Raw genomic sequence first — 18837 nt, 5'->3', positions numbered from 1 at the left:
TGGAGCTTGAAGAGCAAAACGATTATCCGTTTTGCAAGATTTTCAAGCCGAGGGGACTCATGTTCAAATCCGCCGTAGCAGCCGCCATTCTATCCGCCTGTGCCGCCTTTTCAGTATCGGCGCAAGAGGATCCGGTTGTGATCGAGCTGTTCACCTCGCAAGGGTGTTCGTCCTGCCCCCCGGCGGATCGGCTTTTGCATGAGCTGGTCAAGCGCGACGACGTGATCGGGCTGGCGTTGCATGTGGACTATTGGGATTACATCGGCTGGAAGGACGAATACGCCATTCCTGATCATACGTCGCGGCAACGGGCCTATGCTCGCAATGGTGGCCGGTCGATGATCTACACGCCACAGATGGTGATCAACGGACAGCATGATGTGGTTGGTGCGAAGGCGCAGGAATTGGATCGGCTGATCAAGGCGCATCTGATCGCCGCGCCCACAGCCGAAGTTGAAGCCGAGCGTTCGGGGCAAGAGGTGACGGTGCGCGTGACGCCGATCGACTTGCCAGCTGGGGATACCTACGACGTGCGGATCGTCCAGTACACGCCGCTGCGTCATGCCTCGATCCGGCGTGGAGAGCTCGCGGGCCATGATCTCGACTATGCCAATGTGGTGGAAAGCTGGCAGATGGCCGGGCGCTGGGATGGGGGCAACGAGCAGGCGTTTTCAGCGCAGTTGGACTCGGACCTGCCAGCGGTTGTTCTGGTGCAGCGGGCAGGTCACGGGCCAATCATCGCGGCCGCGCATGTGAAGTGATCAGGGCATATCTTCGGGCTGAACACCAAGTCCGTTCCAGGCCTTCCAGCGGCGGTGAATCCAGAACCATTGACCCATATGCTGGCGCACCATCTGCTCCAAATCGTCATTGATATATTGGGTCATGGTCTTGGGATCGGAATGCGGCACCGGGTCGTGCATCGCGATTTCGAAATCCAGACCATTGGGTTGGCGAACCGCGTAGCAGGGGATCATGACCGCGTCGAACTTCATCGCGAGTTCGGCATTCAGAACGGATGTGACGGCGGGCTTGCCAAAGAACATCAACTCCTCGCCGCCGTGAACATGCAGGTCAGAGACGATGGCGATCATTTCACCGCCTTTGAGGGAGCGCACCATCTCAACCATCCCGCGCCGACCCTGTTCGAACATGGGTGAGCCGGTTTTGTAGAAGGCTTCGACGTAGGCCTCGTTGAAATAGGGGTTGGCCATGCGACGGTAGAGGCAGCCTAGCGGGCGCCCGCTGCGGGCTTGCAGCGCGATCCGCGTTGCGAGGTAGTGGCCGAAATGCGCGGCGATGATCATGACCGGTCGCCCTTCGGCGGCGGCAGCATCAAAAGCGGCAACACCAGGGCCGGAAAGCTTGGCGTTGCGTTGGCGCGCCGTGAACCCTTCGGGTGAGAAATGTTCCATCAAGGCCCGACCTGCATTGTCCGAGACCTCGGCAGAGATACGGTTAATGTCACGTTCTGACAGTTCGGGGCAGGTGAGTTTCAGGTTGTTTCGGACCCGTTTGCGAAACCCGACCAAAGGTGCCAATCCGCGCACCAAGGCCCCCATTGCCGCGATGCGGGTCCCATAGGGCAGAAGCCGCATGCCACCGATCACGCCTTTCAAGAACAGACTGGCGACATAGTATTTCCCAAGCTCAAACCGGCTGAGCTCTGACTTTTCGGCAGGCATGGAGGTGTCTCACGGCGTGTTGCGTTTTGCTGGGTTTGACATACAGGCCCGGCTCGGCAAGCTCAAGCACTCAGCCGATTTAGGTCAGTCTTCGTCTTCTTCCGGCTCGACCAGTGTAAGCGTGCCGTCGTCCACCAACGTGCGTATTGCGCCTACGATCTCAGTCATGGCCTCTTCGGCCTCGGACTGTTTGACGCGCCCGCGCTCAGCCATTTCTTCGCGCAGATTGTCGGCCATACGAGAAGATATGTTGGAGAGGATAAATTCGACCGAGGCCTTTTCATCATCGGCAGGGGCCCCCGCCAACGCGGTGATAAGGCTGGTCTGTTCCACCCCGCGCAGAATGGCGGGCACATCGCGTGCGGCGACACGGGCCGGGATATGCGCGAAGGTAAAGATGGATTGACGCACGATATCCGCGAATTCGGCATCCTCTTCGTTCAGGGCCGTCAGCAAACCATCTCGGGTCGAGGCCGCCGATTGATTCAGGATCGCCCCCACACGCGCGCCGGGGCCGTCGGAAAAGGCCTGAGAAGGCCGTTGATCCAATTGAGCAGCCATCGACCAGCCGATCCGTTCCACCGCTTCGGGGGTCACATTGGCCGTTTTGGAGATAGCATAGGTGATGCGTCGCGCAATGGGGCCGGGCAGGTGCCCTAGCAATTGCGCGGCTTTGGCCGTGTCGAGCTTGGACAACATCACGGCGGCCACCTCAGTGCTTTCTGCCTGCGCCATCTGGGCCAGATCCTCGGCCGAAATTTCTCGCAGTCTTTGCCACGGATCACCAATCTGACGCACGCCGGCGATCTTGCGCAATCTCGCTGCGGTGGCGGGGGCAATCTTGCCGTTTACCGCATCCAGCGCACTGGCGAGGCCATGGGGGAAGGACAGGCCCACGCTATCCAGCGCGTCGCCAAACTCCTGCGCCACGGCATCCAGCGTCACACGGTCTACAAGACCCATCTGACCCAGTTGATGCGTGAGTGTTTCCTGCAATTCGTCGGGCAGTTCCTCTAGTGGAATGTCCTCTCCTTCATTCAGCAACAGACGCACCACGATAGCGGCCTTTTGGCGATTGCTAAGTGTGCGTGGGACGACGCGGGGCGCGTCGCCCGCCTGACCTGCGCCCGAGGGCTGAGCCCCCGGTGCCACCTGAACCAAAGTATTCATGTCTTGCATCTGCCTGCGGTGCCAAAGTTGCGTTCCACAGGCAGGTTAGCGGGAATCAGGTAAAGAAAGGCTGAACCTCAGTAGTTGTAGGTCAGCCCGGTCTTGATGGCCTCGCGCAGAGACGCCTCCGCCCAGGTGCCTTCGCCGCCACGGGCCTTGATTTCGCGCCATTGCGCAATGGCCAGATCAGTTTTCCCTTCGGAAATAAAACCCTGAGCCATATAGCTGCGTGCCAGCAGGTTGTCGGGGTTTGTTGCGATGGCCTGCTCGTAATAGGCATTCGCTAGCTCAATGTTGCCCATCTTGCGGTGCGTGAAGCCCCAGTAGGTCAGAACGCGGTCATCGCTTTGATCGCTCATCACGCGCAGGATGCTCTGGGCGTTTTCCAACTGACCATCATAAGCCAGCTCACGCACGGCCTCATAGAGGTCCTCATCGGTGAAATTCGTAGCACTCGGTTTGACGCAGCGCCCGCGGTCTTCGCTCCAGACCCGGCCGAACAGGCATTTTTTTGTCGTGTTGGTGGGCTTGGGGGGATTGGCACCGCCGCCACCGGCCGCGTGGGCTGCGATGGGGGAAAAGGCAAAAGAGGTCAGTGCAATCGCGGATGCAAGAAGAATGCGCATAGTTTTAACTCCGTGGTCAGGTCTGCTCATTGAAATCATAGTGTGATCTTCAAAAAAGCTAACACCGGAGCTTTTCGATTTATTCACAAAGCAGACAGAATTTTTGTTCACGAAGTGCGTGGTGATGTAAAAAGCGCCCGGTTGATGAGGGGCCGGGCGCTTTTCTGAGATGGTTTATTCGCCGAAGACACGCTCAAAAATCGTGTCGACATGCTTGGTGTGGTAGCCCAGATCGAATTTCTCTTCGATCTCTTCCACACTGAGGGCGGCGGTCACCTCGGCATCACCCAGAAGTTCGGTTTTGAAGTCCTTGCCTTCTTCCCAAACCTTCATCGCGTTGCGCTGCACCAAACGGTAGGCATCTTCGCGGCTGACACCGGCCTGGGTCAGGGCCAGCAAAACGCGCTGGCTCATGACCAAACCACGGAATTTGTTCATGTTGGCCAGCATGTTTTCTGGGTAAACGACCAGCTTGTCGACCACGCTGGTCAGGCGCGACAGCGCGAAGTCCAGAGTAACGGTGGTGTCGGGGCCGATGTTCCGCTCGACCGACGAGTGTGAGATGTCACGCTCGTGCCACAGGGCCACGTTCTCCATCGCGGGTACGACAGCCATGCGGACCAGACGGGCCAGACCGGTCAGGTTTTCAGTCAGAACCGGGTTGCGCTTGTGCGGCATCGCCGAGGAGCCTTTTTGGCCTTTCGAGAAGAACTCTTCGGCCTCAAGAACCTCGGTCCGCTGCATGTGGCGGATTTCGATGGCGATGTTCTCGATACTGCTGGCGACGACGCCCAGAGTTGCAAAGAAGGCCGCGTGGCGATCACGCGGAATGACCTGAGTGCTGATCGGCTCGGGCACCAGGCCCAACTGGTCGCAGACATGCTCTTCAACGCGGGGGTCGATATTAGCGAAGGTGCCGACCGCGCCGCTGATCGCGCCGGTGGCGATTTCGGCACGCGCGTCGCGCATACGGGAAAGGTTGCGGTCCATCTCGGCGTAGAAGCGGGCGAAAGTCAGGCCCATTGTCGTCGGCTCAGCGTGGATGCCGTGGCTGCGGCCGATGCGAACCGTGTCTTTGTGTTCGATGGCGCGGCGTTTCAGAGCGGCCAGCAACCCTTCGAGGTCTGCGATCAGAATATCGGCGGCGCGGGTCAGCTGTACGTTGAAGCATGTATCCAGAACGTCTGAGCTGGTCATGCCCTGATGCACAAAGCGGGCCTCTTCGCTGCCCACATGCTCGGCCAAGTGCGTCAGGAATGCGATGACGTCGTGCTTGGTGACAGCTTCGATTTCATCAATGCGGGCCACGTCGAATTCCACGTCCTTGGCTTTCCACACCGCGTCGGCGTTTTCACGCGGGATCACGCCCAGATCAGCCATGGCTTCGCAGGCATGCGCCTCGATCTCGTACCAGATGCGGAACTTGGTTTCGGGCGACCAGATGGCAACCATCTCGGGGCGGGAATAACGAGGAATCATTGGCAGCAGGACCTTATTGTGATTTGGCAGAGAGCGTTGCGGCGGGGTTTAACGCCGCAGGCGTATGGGAACAAGGCATGAGTGCCTGATTGCGGCGATCTGGCCGGGATAGTGGAAATGACGACCTTACCGACAACATTGTCCGATTTCGAAGGGCGCTGGCGCCTGACGCGCATAATCCGCGATGCTCGGGCCGGGCAGGTCGTGCAGGCAGAGGGAGAGGCCCTGCTGCAGCGATCCGAGGACGGGCTGATCTACACCGAAGAGGTGACGCTCGACATCCCCGGACAGCCTTCGATGAAAGGGACCCGCAAGTATTTTTGGCACGACGGTGGAGATCGCGTGTTGATCCATTTTGACGACGGGCGGTTTTTCCATGCCTTGACGCTGGGCGACCAAAACGCCTCGGACCACCATGATTGTGCGCCTGACAGTTACGATGCGGTCTATGATTTCCACGACTGGCCCCGCTGGTCGGTGCAATGGACGGTGAATGGGCCGCGAAAATCCTACGAAATGACCACAGACTATGCTGCGGTAGCGTAATCATGTTGCAGTTTGAGCGCTGACAAGGCATTGCTGGTGCAGAAATCTTGGTCCGAATTGGGAGAAGTTAAGATGAATGTAAACGTTCTGGCCAATGCGTTTGGCCCGCGTGAAGGTACGGCGCTGCTTGTAAAGCAGGTTGTACTGGTCGTTCTGGGCATCGTGGCCCTGGCGGTTGCTGCGAAAATCAAAGTGCCGATGTGGCCTGTTCCTATCACAATGGGCACTTTTGCTGTCTTGACCATCGGCACCGCCTATGGCGCACGTTTGGGTCTGATCACCATGCTTGGCTACCTGTTGGTTGGCGCGCTGGGCTTTGACGTGTTCGCAGGTTCCTCGGCCGAGAAGTTCGGTCTGACCTACATGATGGGCGGCACCGGCGGCTATCTGGTCGGCTACCTTATGGCGACCGTTCTGCTGGGCGCTCTAGCCGCGCGCGGCTGGGACCGCTCGGTTACCAAACTGGCACTGGCGCTACTGCTGGCCAACGTTCTGATCTACGTACCGGGCCTGCTGTGGCTGGGTCAGCTCTACGGTTGGGACAAGCCGATCCTGGAATGGGGCCTGACACCGTTCCTGCTGGGCGACGCCATCAAGCTGGGTCTGGCGGCACTGCTGATCCCCGCCGTTTGGAAACTGGTCGGAGAGGCGCGCAGCTAAGCGCCTGAGCCTGCTGAAATTCTAACCCGCGCCCCGAGATCCGAGGCGCGGGTTTTTTCTTTTCCAGGCAAGGGGGTGCTGGACAAGACCAGCCGCGACGGGCCAATCTGCGATCAGTGAAATAATTAGGCAATTGAGATATGCGTATTCGTTTAAAGACGGCTCTGGCGGCCTGCGCGGCCCTTTGGGTCGGGGCGGCTGTGCCAGCTGCCGCAGATACCCCGGTGACTTATACCGACGCCGGGCGTGCGCTCTTCAGCTTTGCGGTGCCGGATTTCTGGGTGCTGCGCACAGGCGGACCACGCGACATTGAAGACACGGAGCTGGGCGACCCCCGCGCTGTGGCGCGTGTGATGGGGTTCAAGCCGGTCACGGATGACTCGGTCTGGATGGGCTTTGTCTCGCCGGCAGGAGTTAACAGCATTCAGGACGGGTTGCGGTATCTGGATGATATCGACAAGTTTCTGGTGAATGATCCCACGGTTTACAGCACCAGCGACATTCGGATTGCAGGACTGCCTGCCAAGGTGATCCGGGGCACCGGCACGCGAGACGGAGGGGTGAGTTTCACTGCCACCATTATTGATCTGCCCCGTGAGCGCGTTGCGATTGCCGTGACGATCCTGCGGAATGGGGCCGATCCTGCCTATGTGGATGATCTGAACGCCGTGTTCGCGTCGTTCCGGTCGTTGCAATAGGAGGCTCAGATGACACGTAAACTGATGAAGCGATCCGTGCTTGTGTTGGGTCTGGGGATTTCTAGCCTGACGTTGGCGGCCTGTGATGGCGTCAGCGTCGGGGTAGGGGTCGGATACGGGTATGATCCCTTCTACGACTCGATGCTGTGGAACGATTATTACCACGACGTGGATGTGGATATCGATATCGACCGTCCGGACAGGCCGGACCGACCGCCGGTCAACAGACCTCCGGCACGTCCGACGCCGCCGATCGCAAAGCCTCCGGCGCGGCCACGGCCTCCGGTTGCGCGGCCGCCAGCAGCGCGGCCTCCGATCCATCGGCCCGCGCCTCGTCGGGGCTGAGAATCGTCACGCTCAGGGGAGGAGTTCGGTTGTGATATGTGCCGAACCCTCCAACGTGCGATGCACCGGGCATTTGTCGGCGATTTCCAGAAGACGATCGCGTTGGGCCTGATCCAGAGGCCCCTCAAGCCGAATCTTGCGGCGGAACAGATCGACCTTGGCATCGCCGTTCAGCCCCGCATCCTGCGCGTGGACTTTGTTGTGACAAACATCGACCAACACACTGGTCAGCGGCCACTTCTTGCGCCGCGCATACATGCGGATCGTCATTGACGTGCAAGCCCCAAGCCCTGACGAGACAAATCCATAAGGCGACATGCCCCGATCCGTGCCGCCATATGAGGCGGGCTCGTCCGCGACGACGTGATGGCGCGGCCCGGCCTGGATATCCTGCAGGAAGCCATTGGGATCGGCCTCGGTCACCCGGACAACCCCTTCGGGCGCGCCCGGAGGCGGAGCAGGCGGGCGGAGGTCGACATAGCGCGACACCCACGCCGAAATGACGTCAGCGGCATATTCGGCATCGCTTGCCCGAGTGATAAGGTGATCGGCATCGTCGAGCGTCACGAAGCTTTTAGGGTGTTTGGCCGCCATAAAGAGCGTGCTAGCATTGTCGATGCTCACCGTTTCATCCCGCGGCGCGTGCAGGATCAAAAGCGCGGCTTTGAGGTCGGCGACCGAGGGGGTCAGCGCAGCCTCCGAAATATCATCGACAAAGGCCTTGCCGATGCGGAACGGGCGACCGCCCAGAGAAACCTCGGCGCTGCCTTCTTGTTCGATCTCGGGCAGAGCCTGTTCGAAATGGTGCGAGACGTGCCCCGGATCGGCTGGCGCCCCAAGCGTTACCACCGCCTTGATCGAGGGAATGCCCGCCCGCGCGCGCAGAACCGCAGCACCGCCCAGGGAATGCCCGATCAGCAATGCAGGGGCCATGTCTCGGCCAGCAAGGTAATGCGCTGCCGCGATCAGGTCTTCGACATTCGAGGTGAAGGTTGTGTTTGCGAACTCGCCCTCGGAATGGCCCAGCCCAGTGAAATCAAAACGCAAAACGGCAATGCCCATTGCCGCCAAACGAGCCGAGATCCGACGCGCGGCAGGAATGTCCTTTGAGCAGGTGAAGCAATGCGCAAACAGAGCGGTCGCCAGGACGGGTCCTTCCGGCAGGTCGAGTCGCGCGGCCAGACGGCCGCCGTCGTGACCGGCAAAAGTGATGCGTTCGGTGGGCATGGCAGTTCCTTGGATTTCGGTATGGGATCAATAGTGTGCAGTTGTGCCGGATGTCTCAACCCCATTGTAGGAAGCGTCACGGGAAGGTGAGCAAAAACCAGTGAATATTTCGATATTCACGAAATGTGATGATACACACATCAAATATTCGTTTTCATAATTGATCTCTTCCCCCCATCTTGCAGCTGTCACACCAAGCAAGACAAGGAGACCGAGATGACACATACGTTATGCACCCCTCGCCAGCCTAACCTCCGCGCTGATCTGCTGATCCTTATAATGCTAAGCGGGGTATTGGGCTTTTCACTGGGTCAAAATTGGGAAAGGGCGACCCCGACCAGTGTCGAAGCCGCCCTTCCATCCGAGGATTGGCACGGGAATGTCCGGCGCTCAACCTGGCCGGACTGAGTGCTTATTCCTGACCCATCAATTGGGCATCAAACGGGTATTTGGTCAGGTTCTCATAGCCGTCTTCGGTGATCAGAACCTGATCCTCCAGCTTGATCGAAAAGTCCCCACCGACCTCACCAACGGCGGCCTCGACGCACAGGACCATGCCGGGTTCGAGCGCGTAGTCATAGGCGCCCTCGACCGCTTTGTCGGGATAGGCAACCAAAGGCCATTCATCGCACAGACCGACACCATGCATCAGGCAGCCGTATTTCTGGGCCTGGAACTTGTCATCCAGCTTGTGCGCATTGGCAGTAAGCTCAGGGATCATGACGCCGGGTTTGAGCATTTCCATGTTGGTCATGATATGCTCATGCGCGTGCTGCATGGCATAGACCATGTCCGGGCGCGGCTTCTGGTCACCGATCCACCATGTGCGTGAGATATCGATGCAGATCCCGTATGAACCGACCAGATCGGTATCAAAGGCGATGATCTCGTTTTGTTGCGTGATGCGTGGGCCGCACTCCTGGAACCACGGGTTAGTGCGCTGGCCCGAGGCCAGCAGGCGGGTTTCAATCCACTCGCCACCGCGACGGATGTTCTCGGCGTGTAAAACCGCCCAGATGTCATCTTCCGAGGTCTTGCCGTTCCCTACATTGGCGCGGGCGAATTTCTCCATCTCGGCCACGGCTGTTTCGCAGGCGTGGCTGGCGCAGCGCATGGCCAGAATCTCATCCGGGCCTTTGATGGCGCGGGTTTTCTCGGTCAGCTCTTCGCCTTCCATCACCTCGAATCCTTGCGCCTCAAGCGCGCGCAGACCGTGCAGCATGATCTTATCGACGGCCAGACGCTTGTTGCCGCCGCTATGTTCATCGATCAGGATTCGCACCTCGTTCGAGAACACATCCGCCGCGACATCCACCTTGTCGCCTCGGTCGAAGTAGAAAAGGTCCGCGCCAGAGCGCTGCTCGCGCACAAGCGGGTTGAATTCGGATAGGAAGGGGGAGTTCTTGTAGTCCCAGATCACCATATACCCGTCAGCGCACAGCAGAACGGCGCGGAATGGGTTGTGGGTGTTCCACAGCTGCATATTCGTGCTGTCAGTTGCGTAGCGGATATTGAGCGGGTCAAAAATCAGCAGCCCGCCATATCCACGATCCACGATGGCTTGGGTCAGACGCTTCCAGCGATGCTCGCGCATACGCTCGAGGTTGGGCAGGGTCAGCCCGGCCTCGGCCCATTCTTCAAAGGCAAGCTGGGTGGGCCCGATTTCGATTCGGTCATTGTCATTCGGCGTACCGTCGCCGAGCGTTGCGCCTCGGGTCGGGTCGATTTTACGCGTATCGCGGTAATGCTGGTTCATGACTGGCCTCTGCTGGTTCACCCGAGAGGTATCAAACTTCGGTCTGGGGTGTCCCAGAAGAATACGACGGATTCTTGGTCGCTTTTTTACCGACAGTCGGTCAGGCTGATGATAAGTGGATGGCATGGTTGCCATTTTACAGTCCAGTATCCCATACGATCCGAGCCAAACCCGTGCCTTGCCAGGCATTCAGCCCACCGATATGGCGGAATGGTTGCACCAGGACGATGTCTTCGCCGCGCAGATGGCGCACCGTGCCGCCCTGTTGAAAAACCGGCGGGACGATGTTCTGGCCCTGTCCCCCGAGGCGGAACCCGCCGCGCAAGAGCTGTTGCAGTTTGTTCTGCACCAAACTTATCCAGACGCGACGGACTACGCGTTCCGCCCGGATGGCGTGCGTGTGCCGATTGATTTTGCAAACCCGTTGGATACGCTGTGCAATCTGGTGCAAGAGGATTTCTGCATCCTTCAGAAGCAGGGGAATGAGCATGTTCTGACCGGTGCGATCCTGTGCTTTCCGGCCAGTTGGCTCTTGCGTGAAAAGTTCATGCGGCCGTTGGTGGGAATTCATGTGCCCGTGGACAGCTACGATGACAATATCGCCCGTCGCGTGCAGCGTCTGTTTGACGGGATACAACCGGGGCGACCGCTTTGGCGGTTCAATGCCCTCTGGTATGACGACCCCGAGCTGCACCAGCCCCGTAGCGCCAACGATCGGCGTGAAACCCGAGATCATGGTCGCGCCCCATATTTGCGCAGCGAACGTCAGACCCTTCTGCGTCTGCCGGAAACGCGCGCAGTTGTGTTTTCGATCCATACATACGTTCTGGCCGCAAACCAGGTGCCAAAAATGGAAAACCCCGCCTGATGGCGGGGCCTCCAAGGAGGGTCTTCGGTAGTTGGGTTACATGCCGAGCGCGGTGGCGACATCGGCAAATGCATTGCTGGCGTTCAGCGCAACGATGGCAAAGGTAAAGACCAGAACCTGAGTGTTCAGGCGGAAATCCTCGCCCCGGATCAGGTTGACTGCGGCCATCGACACAGCAATCGGAGCCGACATGCTGGCGACGACACCAGTAAGGCACCAACTACTCAGCCGTAGGGCGTCGCTTGGGCGATCGGATGTGTACTCTTGCGGATCAGGTGTCGCTTGCGCCACTGGGTCATCTTCGGTTCGAAAGGCGATGCTCAGCAATTGCTCATCGGTCAGTTGGATGGGGCGGGGGGCAGGTTTGGCAATCTCGGACTCTTCGGGTTCCGGATAGTTCAACCCTGCAAACTGTCCGCTGACCGACTGAAAGATCTGTTTGCGATTTCTTGGTTTGGTCGGTGCGAGCGTGTCAAAGGCGCTCATGAACTGCTCGACTGTCAGAACCGTATGAGGCGACAGCCACTCCACCCGTTGGGATGAGCAGATGTCGACCATGCGATACAGGATAACCACCAGCATCAACTCCGAGATTTCGGAATCATCCAGCAAGGGGGACACTGGGGAGATGTTGATAACCAACCGGTTGCGAGGACGCGACGCAGACGGCCTGACCAGGGTCTTCAGCCCGGCAGCGCGGTCCAGGCGATCATGCCGGTCGTCGGGCTGCAGCTCCTCTGTCTCGAGCGTCAACCGCACCAGATACTGGCTGCAGACGATGCTCGCCTCAGTGTTGCTCAGCAGGGCCTTGCGCTCAACGAGGTGGCCGTAATCTTCAAGGGTCGCGGCGACAATTGTTCCGAAACGCTCGACCGCGCCGTCGGTGTCGCCTGCAAACTGCAAGCCGCCATGATAGCTGTGCTTTTTGGTCACTGCGCATTCCTTTGCCGCAAGTCGTCTTGGGCATCATTCTAAAGCGCGATGTGGGGCAGAATTTGACGAAACTACAAAAAAAATCGAAATTCAGATGGATTGACTACGCTTTGGAAACCAAGCGATTGAGGCTTTTTCCGTGCAACTATGGCGATATTGTGGCTGAACTGTGAGGGGTGCGCGGCGGGATCGCGGCCGGGCTATCCATCGATTCGGGCAGCCATTATCGCGATAGATTGCTGGTAGACCGAGGCGGCGTTCCACTGCTGGATAACCTTGAAATTGGGTTGCCCCGGCTGGTAGCCGCGACCGGGTTTCCAGCCTTTCTTGCGCAGGAAATTGGCGGTTGAGGCCAGCGCGTCCGTCATGTTGTAGAAGTCGACACGCCGGTCCCCAGTGGCATCGACACCATAGGTCAGCGCGTTGCCGGGTAGAAACTGAGTATGGCCCAACTCGCCATGTTTTGCCCCTTTTGTCGCCATGGTAATACTGCCTTGATCGACCAGCTTCAGTGCCCCAATTGCGTGAGGAATGAAGAACTCGGATCGGCGACAATCATAGGCCAGAGTGGTTATTGCTGACACAACCTGACTGTCGCCCATAAAACCCCCAAAGCCGGTTTCCATACCGTGAATGGCAATCAGAACCCCTGCTGGAACTCCATATTGGCGTTCCAACGCGGCATAGAATTCCGGGTTTCTTGCCTTACGTTTGCGTCCCTGCGCAACGATGGTATCGGCCCCGCGCACGCGCATGAATTTATCCAGCGAGTATTTGAAGCTTTTCTGGTTGCGATCCGCGGCAATGGTTCCGGTCGCATATTGCGTCTGTGCTAGGGCTTGCAGACCCTTCTTCTTTACCCCGGATTTCTTGGCCTGCTTGGCAAAATCAGCTTTCCAGGCCTCGAACCCGGCACTGGTGTTCCCACAAGGGGCCGCGAGGCTAAGCGTCGGTGCAGACAGAGCGAGCGTCAGGGTTAGAATGCGCAACATCAGGTCAATTCCCTCATACAATCTGCATTAAGGCTAAACGCCAGCCCTTGCTTCGAAAAGGGTTTAATACAGGTCCAACTCGCCAGCTTGCTTGAGGTCTTCGAACCATTCATCAGGCGTTCTGCCGATCTTGGCGTGTTTGACCATCATCGCGTTCATGTTCGGCAGATCCGAGGAGTCAGGCCAGTTCTCCGGCTGCCAGAGGTTGGAGCGGATGACGCATTTAGGGCAGTGGGCAAAAGCGGTTTCGACATGGACCAGTAGCGCCAACTTGGGCGCTTTGCCTTTGATGGCCATGGTCCTCAAGAGCGTTTCATCGACACAGATACGCGCCGTACCGCGAAGGCGCAGCGTCTCCATCTTGCCGGGGACGAAGAAGATCACACTAACGCGTGGGTCCTTCAGAACGTTGTGAAAGGTATCGACGCGCTTGTTGCCGGGGCGATCGGGGATGGCGAGCATCTGGTCCGAGATGACATGCACGAATCCTTCTGGGTCGCCACGCGGCGAGATATCGAGATAACTGTCCGGGTTGGCTGATGCGATCAGGCAGAAGGTGGACCTGTCGATGAAGTCCCGGCACATCTGATCCAGAGCCGAAAGTTCCTTTGCGATGATCTGAGGCAATGGCGCGCCGGTGATGCCTTCCAGCTGATCAGCCGAGGTCACATATTCGTTGAATTGCGCGAACGGGTCATCGGGTGACATGCGCTCTCTCCCAACCTGTTTTGACGGCCAGTTTGAAAGATCACGCCATATGAGACAAGGGCGCCCGAATGGACGCCCTTGGAATGGTAGGTCTGCAACCGGCTTAACAGCTGTAGTACATGCCGTATTCTACCGGGTGCGGTGTGTGCTCGTAGGTTTCGACCTCTTCCATCTTCAGTGCGATGTAGCCATCGATCTGGTCTTTGGTGAACACGTCGCCCTGCAGCAGGAAGTCGTGATCGGATGCCAGAGCTTCCAGAGCCTCACGCAGCGAGCCGCAAACGGTCGGGATGTCGGCCAGCTCTTCGGCAGGCAGATCGTACAGGTTCTTGTCCATGGCTTCGCCCGGATCGATTTTGTTCTTGATGCCGTCCAGACCAGCCATCAGCAGTGCGGCAAACGCCAGGTAGGGGTTCGCAGCTGGGTCAGGGAAGCGAGCCTCGACGCGCTTGGCTTTCGGGCTTTCGGTCCACGGAATACGGACACAACCCGAACGGTTACGGGCCGAGTAGGCGCGCAGAACAGGTGCTTCAAAGCCCGGGATCAGACGCTTGTAGCTGTTGGTCGATGGGTTGGTGAAGGCGTTAAGGGTCTTCGCGTGCTTCAGAACGCCGCCGATGAAGTACAATGCTTCGTCCGACAGGTCGGCGTATTTGTCGCCAGCGAACAGAGGCTTGCCGTCTTTCCAGATCGACATGTTCACGTGCATGCCGGTGCCGTTGTCACCTGCGATCGGCTTCGGCATGAAGGTGGCCGATTTGCCGTAGGCGTGTGCAACGTTGTGGATGACGTATTTGTACTTCTGCAGCTCGTCGGCTTGCTTGGTCAGGCTGTCAAAAATCAGGCCCAGCTCGTGCTGACAGGACGCAACCTCGTGGTGGTGCTTGTCCACTTTCATGCCCAGACGCTTCATGGTCGACAGCATTTCCGAACGCAGGTCTTGTGCTTCGTCAACGGGGTTCACGGGGAAGTAGCCGCCCTTGACGCCCGGACGATGGCCCATGTTGCCCATCTCGTACTCGGTGTCAGTATTCCACGACGCATCGGTTGCATCAACTTCGTAGGATACCTTATTGATACTGTTCGAGAAACGGACGTCATCGAACAGGAAGAATTCGGCTTCGGGGCCCATGTAGGCGACATCACCGATACCCGAGGATTTCAGGTATGCTTCAGCTTTCTGAGCGGTGCCGCGAGGATCACGCTCATAGGCTTCGCCGGTGTCGGGCTCAACAATCGAGCAGTGCAAGCAGATGGTCTTTTCCGCATAGAACGGGTCGACATAGGCGCTTTCGGTGTCGGGCATCAGTTTCATGTCCGACGCTTCGATCGACTTCCAGCCCGCAATGGACGAACCGTCGAACATGAAGCCTTCTTCCAGGAAGTCTTCATCGACCTGGTCGGCCATGATGGTCACGTGCTGAAGCTTGCCGCGCGGGTCGGTGAAACGGATGTCGACGTACTCTGCGCCTTCTTCCTTGATCAGCTGAAGAACTGCGTCCTTGCTCATTCTCTTGATTCCTCTGGGTTGAAGATGTGTGTGTTACAGGGCTTCCGAACCGGTCTCGCCGGTACGGATGCGAATGGCTTGCTCGACAGGTGAGACAAAGATCTTGCCGTCACCGATCTTGTCGGTTTTCGCGGCCGAGACGATGGCTTCGATCGCAGCGTCAACCTGATCGTCGTCGAGTACGACCTCAACTTTTACTTTGGGCAGAAAGTCGACGACATATTCCGCGCCGCGATACAGCTCGGTGTGACCTTTCTGGCGGCCAAAGCCTTTGACTTCGATCACGCTGAGACCCTGGACGCCAACGTCCTGCAGTGCCTCTTTCACTTCGTCCAGTTTGAACGGCTTGATGATCGCTTCGATCTTTTTCATTCCGGCTCACCTTGCATGGTTGTCTGAGGTGCAGTGATCACGTCTAAAGGGATGCAGCAATCCGATTGCGCGCTTCGGCGTGATCTGGTGCATTGAAAAAAGGCGCATGGTCAAATTTTGATCGGTTTGCACAAAAAGTAATCGAAATTGAATCGCGTGAGGAATTGAGATGGTTGATTTGCTGACGGCTGCGCAGATGGGTGCGCTGGAACGGGCGGCCATCGACTCGGGCGAGGTGACCGGGCTGGAGCTGATGGAGCGCGCGGGTCAGGGCGTTGTGGACGCGATCTTCGAGGAATGGCCAGAGCTGAGGGATCGAGGGGCAAGCCCCTCGAGCTCCCCGGGATATTTAAGGCCAGATGAAGGGGATCCCTTGCGAGCCATGGTGCTGTGCGGGCCTGGGAACAATGGGGGCGACGGTTTTGTGGTGGCGCGGCTGCTTCGACAACGGGGGTGGGCGGTTGAGGTGGTCTTGTTTGGCGACCCGTCAAAACTGCCTGAGGACGCGCGGACGAATTATGAGCGGTGGGGTGGACCAACACGCGCGGCTGCGGATTTGGGGGATGAGGACTTGCGCCATCCGGATGTGTCGATTGATGCGCTGTTTGGGACAGGGTTGGCGCGGCCAATCGACGATGCTGCGCTTTGGGAACACCTTTGGGCGCATGATGATGCAGCAGATGCCTGGGCTTTGCGGCGGAAGGGGCGCGGTACAGATATCGTGCCACCACGGACCGTCGCGATTGATCTGCCCTCGGGGCTTTGTTCAGACTCAGGAAAGGTTTTGGGGGGTGCGTTTCCGGCACATGGCCGGCGCTGTGCCCGCTCGGCCCTGACGGTCACGTTTCATTCGCGCAAACTTGGGCATGTGCTGGAGGATGGGGCGTCCTATTGCGGGAAGCTGGTCGTCAAGGATATCGGGCTTAAGGGTGAGCCGAGCGCATCCGAGGTGGTGACGGCGGTTCGGCAGCCGTCTGGCGAGGAGCTAGGGAAAGGTGTACCGGGCCACAAATACGCGCATGGGCATGCTTTGATTCTGACGGGTGGGTTTGGAAAAACTGGAGCCGCGCGACTGTCTGGGCGGGGGGCGTTACGGATTGGGGCAGGGTTGGTGACATTGGGTGTGCCGCCCTCGGCGCAGATGGAGGTGGCCTCTCAGATCACGGCCTTGATGATGATGCGGGTCGAGGGGGGCGACGACTTGCGCGACATTCTGACGGATCATCGACTTAACGCTGTGTGTCTTGGTCCTGGAATGGGTGTTGAGCGGGCGGCGGATCTGGTACCTGTTGCCCTCGCGGCGAAGCGCGCGACGGTGTTGGACGCGGACGCGCTAACGGCATTTTCCGAAGACCCTTCGGCCTTGTTCGCTCAGCTACATGTGGCTTGTGTTCTGACGCCTCACGGCGGCGAGTTTGCGCGGCTGTTTCCTGATATTGCCGAGAAGCTCTCCGCCCCACCGACCCGTGGTCCTGCCTTTTCTAAGGTGGATGCAACGCGTGAGGCTGCAAAGCGTGCGGGCTGTGTGGTGCTGTTCAAAGGGCCAGATACAGTGATCGCCGCCCCGGACGGGCGGTGTTCGGTTCATTCGGCGCAGTATGAGCGCGCGGCCCCTTGGCTGGCGACGGCCGGGTCCGGGGATGTGTTAGCCGGTTTCATCACCGGATTATTGGCTCGGGGGTTCGACGCGATGGGCGCGGCGGAGACGGCGGCGTGGCTTCACGTGGAATGCGCGCGTCGGTTCGGTCCTGGATTAATCGCTGAAGACCTGCCTGAGGTCTTGCCTGATGTTTATAAGTGTATGAATATGTAAGTGCGTCTTGCGCGATCGGGATGCGAAAATCACATCTGATCGCGCGTTCGTTACAGGAATTTCCCTGTGCGCATAGCGGCTATTTGCTGCGCTCATGAGAAGCTATCGGATTTTTCTTGGGGGCAGCCCGTTGTTTTTGCGGGAAGGCAGTTAGATGATTGAATTAAAACAACTTATCTTGATTGCGCCAAGGTATTCTGTTGCGGATTCGTCACCTTCTTTCGGCGTAGGGCGCGCCCCATTGGAACGGCTCGGTGTGGTGAGCATGTGAGCAAGACCAAATAACAAACTATTTCAAGGTGAGTGACATGACCCTTAACCTGAAAACCTCGTCTGTTGCGGCGCTTTTGGCGGCGACCACGGCCATTCCAGCTGCGGCTGAGCTGAAATACGAAAACAATAGCGGCGGATATGTAGAGCTCTACGGACAGTTCAACCCGGCGCTGATCTCAGTTGACGACGGACAAGACACCGAGACACGTTTGCTGGACAACGACCTGTCCAACAGCCGTGTCGGCTTGCGCCTTATGCAGCCCTACGGCGACAACGAGTTTACGTTTCGGCTCGAAACCGGACTAGGACTGCCAAACTCGAGCGAATGGAACCAGTTGGGTACGGATTTCAGCGGTTGGACGCGGGAAGATATCCGTCACGTGGATTTCGCGCTGAAGGGCGGCTACGGCAAGTTCTCGGCGGGGCAGGGCAGCATGGCTTCGGACGGGGCGGCTGAGACGGACTTGTCTTATGTTGGAACGGCGCTCTATTCGTTCACCAACGATGAAAACTCGGGCTTCTTCTATCGCGGAACCGATGGGGTACTCAGCGACATTACGGTCGGTGACTCCAGCAGCAACTTTGACGGTGGCCGCCGGACGCGCGTGCGCTACGATACGCCTGACTTCAACGGGTTCAGTGCAGCTGTCGCCTATGGTGAAAACGCGCTCTCCAGCAGCGACGATGACACGTATTACGACTTTGCGATCGCGTATAACAACACCTTTGCCGGTGGCGTCGAGTTTGCTGCCAGCGTGGCCTATGCCGTGCGAGATTTCGACAATGTTTCGGGTGAGCGCAAGGATACCATAGGGTCTGCCTCGGTTCTGCTGCCCAGCGGGTTCAGCTTTACCGCTGCTGCAGGGTCGCGGGACGACACCGCAAGTGGCGCATCGGACCCAAGCTTCTGGTATGCAAAAATTGCTTACGAGGGCGACTGGGTGGCCTGGGGTAAAACCGGTGTGGGCATCGACTACTACGATGGCTCAGACTTCAACAACGATGGGTCGGACACCAAAGCGTGGGGTATCGCAGTCGTGCAGCGGATCGACTCGATCAACACGGATGCCTACCTGAAATACCGCAACCACGATTTCGAAGATGGGACGTCGTTCGACAAGAACGAAGCCTGGGTCTTGGGCGCGCGCTGGCAGTTCTGATCAGCGATAGATGTTT

At 58.5% G+C, this 18837-nt stretch carries 20 protein-coding genes; 9 read left to right on the top strand and 11 right to left on the bottom strand.

Annotated elements, in window-relative coordinates; all coding sequences use genetic code 11:
* Positions 1-59: 59 nt before the first annotated feature.
* Entirely contained in the window at positions 60-761 is a 702-nt protein-coding gene (locus ACR0KL_RS02855) for a DUF1223 domain-containing protein (protein ID WP_480776618.1), read from the top strand.
* Here the strand turns inward: ACR0KL_RS02855 and ACR0KL_RS02850 are convergent, their stop codons facing one another.
* The 4 genes from ACR0KL_RS02850 to purB form a co-directional block, all read right to left on the bottom strand.
* Positions 762-1685, bottom strand: coding sequence for a lysophospholipid acyltransferase family protein (locus ACR0KL_RS02850; RefSeq protein ID WP_170666470.1), 924 nt, complete (start codon positions 1683-1685; stop codon positions 762-764).
* 84 nt (positions 1686-1769) lie between these two features.
* On the bottom strand, positions 1770-2855 hold the full coding sequence (locus tag ACR0KL_RS02845; RefSeq protein ID WP_480554486.1) for a flagellar motor switch protein FliG: 1086 nt from the start codon (positions 2853-2855) through the stop codon (positions 1770-1772).
* A gap of 77 nt (positions 2856-2932) precedes the next feature.
* Positions 2933-3481, bottom strand: a complete 549-nt coding sequence (locus ACR0KL_RS02840; protein WP_170676488.1) for a tetratricopeptide repeat protein — start codon at positions 3479-3481, stop codon at positions 2933-2935.
* Positions 3482-3655: 174 nt separating this feature from the next.
* Positions 3656-4960 carry an adenylosuccinate lyase gene (gene purB, locus ACR0KL_RS02835; RefSeq protein ID WP_170676486.1) on the bottom strand — a complete coding sequence of 435 codons (1305 nt, stop codon included), beginning with the start codon at positions 4958-4960 and terminating at the stop codon, positions 3656-3658.
* A 117-nt stretch (positions 4961-5077) separates the two neighbouring features.
* On the opposite strand from purB, the gene ACR0KL_RS02830 reads away from it, so the two are divergent.
* The 4 genes from ACR0KL_RS02830 to ACR0KL_RS02815 all read left to right on the top strand — a co-directional run bounded on the left by ACR0KL_RS02830 (position 5078) and on the right by ACR0KL_RS02815 (position 7209).
* On the top strand, positions 5078-5506 hold the full coding sequence (locus ACR0KL_RS02830) for a DUF6314 family protein (RefSeq protein ID WP_170676484.1): 429 nt from the start codon (positions 5078-5080) through the stop codon (positions 5504-5506).
* Between the two features lie 72 nt (positions 5507-5578).
* Positions 5579-6166, top strand: a complete 588-nt coding sequence (locus tag ACR0KL_RS02825; protein WP_170676482.1) for a biotin transporter BioY — start codon at positions 5579-5581, stop codon at positions 6164-6166.
* A 140-nt stretch (positions 6167-6306) separates the two neighbouring features.
* Complete coding sequence (locus ACR0KL_RS02820) at positions 6307-6864, top strand: hypothetical protein (protein ID WP_480776617.1); 558 nt, start codon at positions 6307-6309, stop codon at positions 6862-6864.
* A 9-nt stretch (positions 6865-6873) separates the two neighbouring features.
* Positions 6874-7209: a hypothetical protein gene (locus tag ACR0KL_RS02815; RefSeq protein WP_170374057.1), complete on the top strand. Its 336-nt coding sequence runs from the start codon at positions 6874-6876 to the stop codon at positions 7207-7209.
* A gap of 12 nt (positions 7210-7221) precedes the next feature.
* On the opposite strand, the gene ACR0KL_RS02810 is transcribed toward ACR0KL_RS02815, so the two are convergent.
* The gene (locus ACR0KL_RS02810) at positions 7222-8436 is read right to left on the bottom strand and encodes a bifunctional alpha/beta hydrolase/OsmC family protein (protein ID WP_480776616.1); all 1215 of its coding nucleotides are present in this window, start codon (positions 8434-8436) and stop codon (positions 7222-7224) included.
* A gap of 216 nt (positions 8437-8652) precedes the next feature.
* On the opposite strand from ACR0KL_RS02810, the gene ACR0KL_RS02805 reads away from it, so the two are divergent.
* Positions 8653-8844, top strand: a complete 192-nt coding sequence (locus ACR0KL_RS02805) for a hypothetical protein (protein WP_170666482.1) — start codon at positions 8653-8655, stop codon at positions 8842-8844.
* A 4-nt stretch (positions 8845-8848) separates the two neighbouring features.
* On the opposite strand, the gene dddP is transcribed toward ACR0KL_RS02805, so the two are convergent.
* Entirely contained in the window at positions 8849-10192 is a 1344-nt protein-coding gene (dddP, locus tag ACR0KL_RS02800) for a dimethylsulfonioproprionate lyase DddP (protein WP_480776615.1), read from the bottom strand.
* Positions 10193-10316: 124 nt separating this feature from the next.
* Here dddP and ACR0KL_RS02795 point away from each other — a divergent pair, with 124 nt between their 5' ends.
* Positions 10317-11060, top strand: a complete 744-nt coding sequence (locus ACR0KL_RS02795; RefSeq protein WP_170676474.1) for a heme-dependent oxidative N-demethylase family protein — start codon at positions 10317-10319, stop codon at positions 11058-11060.
* A gap of 36 nt (positions 11061-11096) precedes the next feature.
* On the opposite strand, the gene ACR0KL_RS02790 is transcribed toward ACR0KL_RS02795, so the two are convergent.
* The 5 genes from ACR0KL_RS02790 to ACR0KL_RS02770 form a co-directional block, all read right to left on the bottom strand.
* A complete protein-coding gene (locus ACR0KL_RS02790; protein ID WP_170639565.1) occupies positions 11097-11993 on the bottom strand; it encodes a hypothetical protein in 897 nt (298 codons plus the stop codon).
* A 200-nt stretch (positions 11994-12193) separates the two neighbouring features.
* A complete protein-coding gene (locus tag ACR0KL_RS02785) occupies positions 12194-12985 on the bottom strand; it encodes a lytic murein transglycosylase (protein WP_170676472.1) in 792 nt (263 codons plus the stop codon).
* 63 nt (positions 12986-13048) lie between these two features.
* The gene (locus tag ACR0KL_RS02780; protein ID WP_170676471.1) at positions 13049-13693 is read right to left on the bottom strand and encodes an MSMEG_1061 family FMN-dependent PPOX-type flavoprotein; all 645 of its coding nucleotides are present in this window, start codon (positions 13691-13693) and stop codon (positions 13049-13051) included.
* 103 nt (positions 13694-13796) lie between these two features.
* Positions 13797-15203 carry a type I glutamate--ammonia ligase gene (glnA, locus tag ACR0KL_RS02775; protein ID WP_170374049.1) on the bottom strand — a complete coding sequence of 469 codons (1407 nt, stop codon included), beginning with the start codon at positions 15201-15203 and terminating at the stop codon, positions 13797-13799.
* A gap of 33 nt (positions 15204-15236) precedes the next feature.
* Entirely contained in the window at positions 15237-15575 is a 339-nt protein-coding gene (locus ACR0KL_RS02770) for a P-II family nitrogen regulator (RefSeq protein ID WP_170325301.1), read from the bottom strand.
* Between the two features lie 169 nt (positions 15576-15744).
* Here ACR0KL_RS02770 and ACR0KL_RS02765 point away from each other — a divergent pair, with 169 nt between their 5' ends.
* Positions 15745-17388: an NAD(P)H-hydrate dehydratase gene (locus tag ACR0KL_RS02765; protein ID WP_170676469.1), complete on the top strand. Its 1644-nt coding sequence runs from the start codon at positions 15745-15747 to the stop codon at positions 17386-17388.
* Positions 17389-17696: 308 nt separating this feature from the next.
* A complete protein-coding gene (locus ACR0KL_RS02760) occupies positions 17697-18821 on the top strand; it encodes a porin (protein WP_170553061.1) in 1125 nt (374 codons plus the stop codon).
* Positions 18822-18837: the final 16 nt, after the last annotated feature.

The sequence above is a fragment of the Ruegeria sp. C8 genome (genome assembly GCF_056537565.1).
This window is presented reverse-complemented; position numbering and strand designations above follow the sequence as displayed.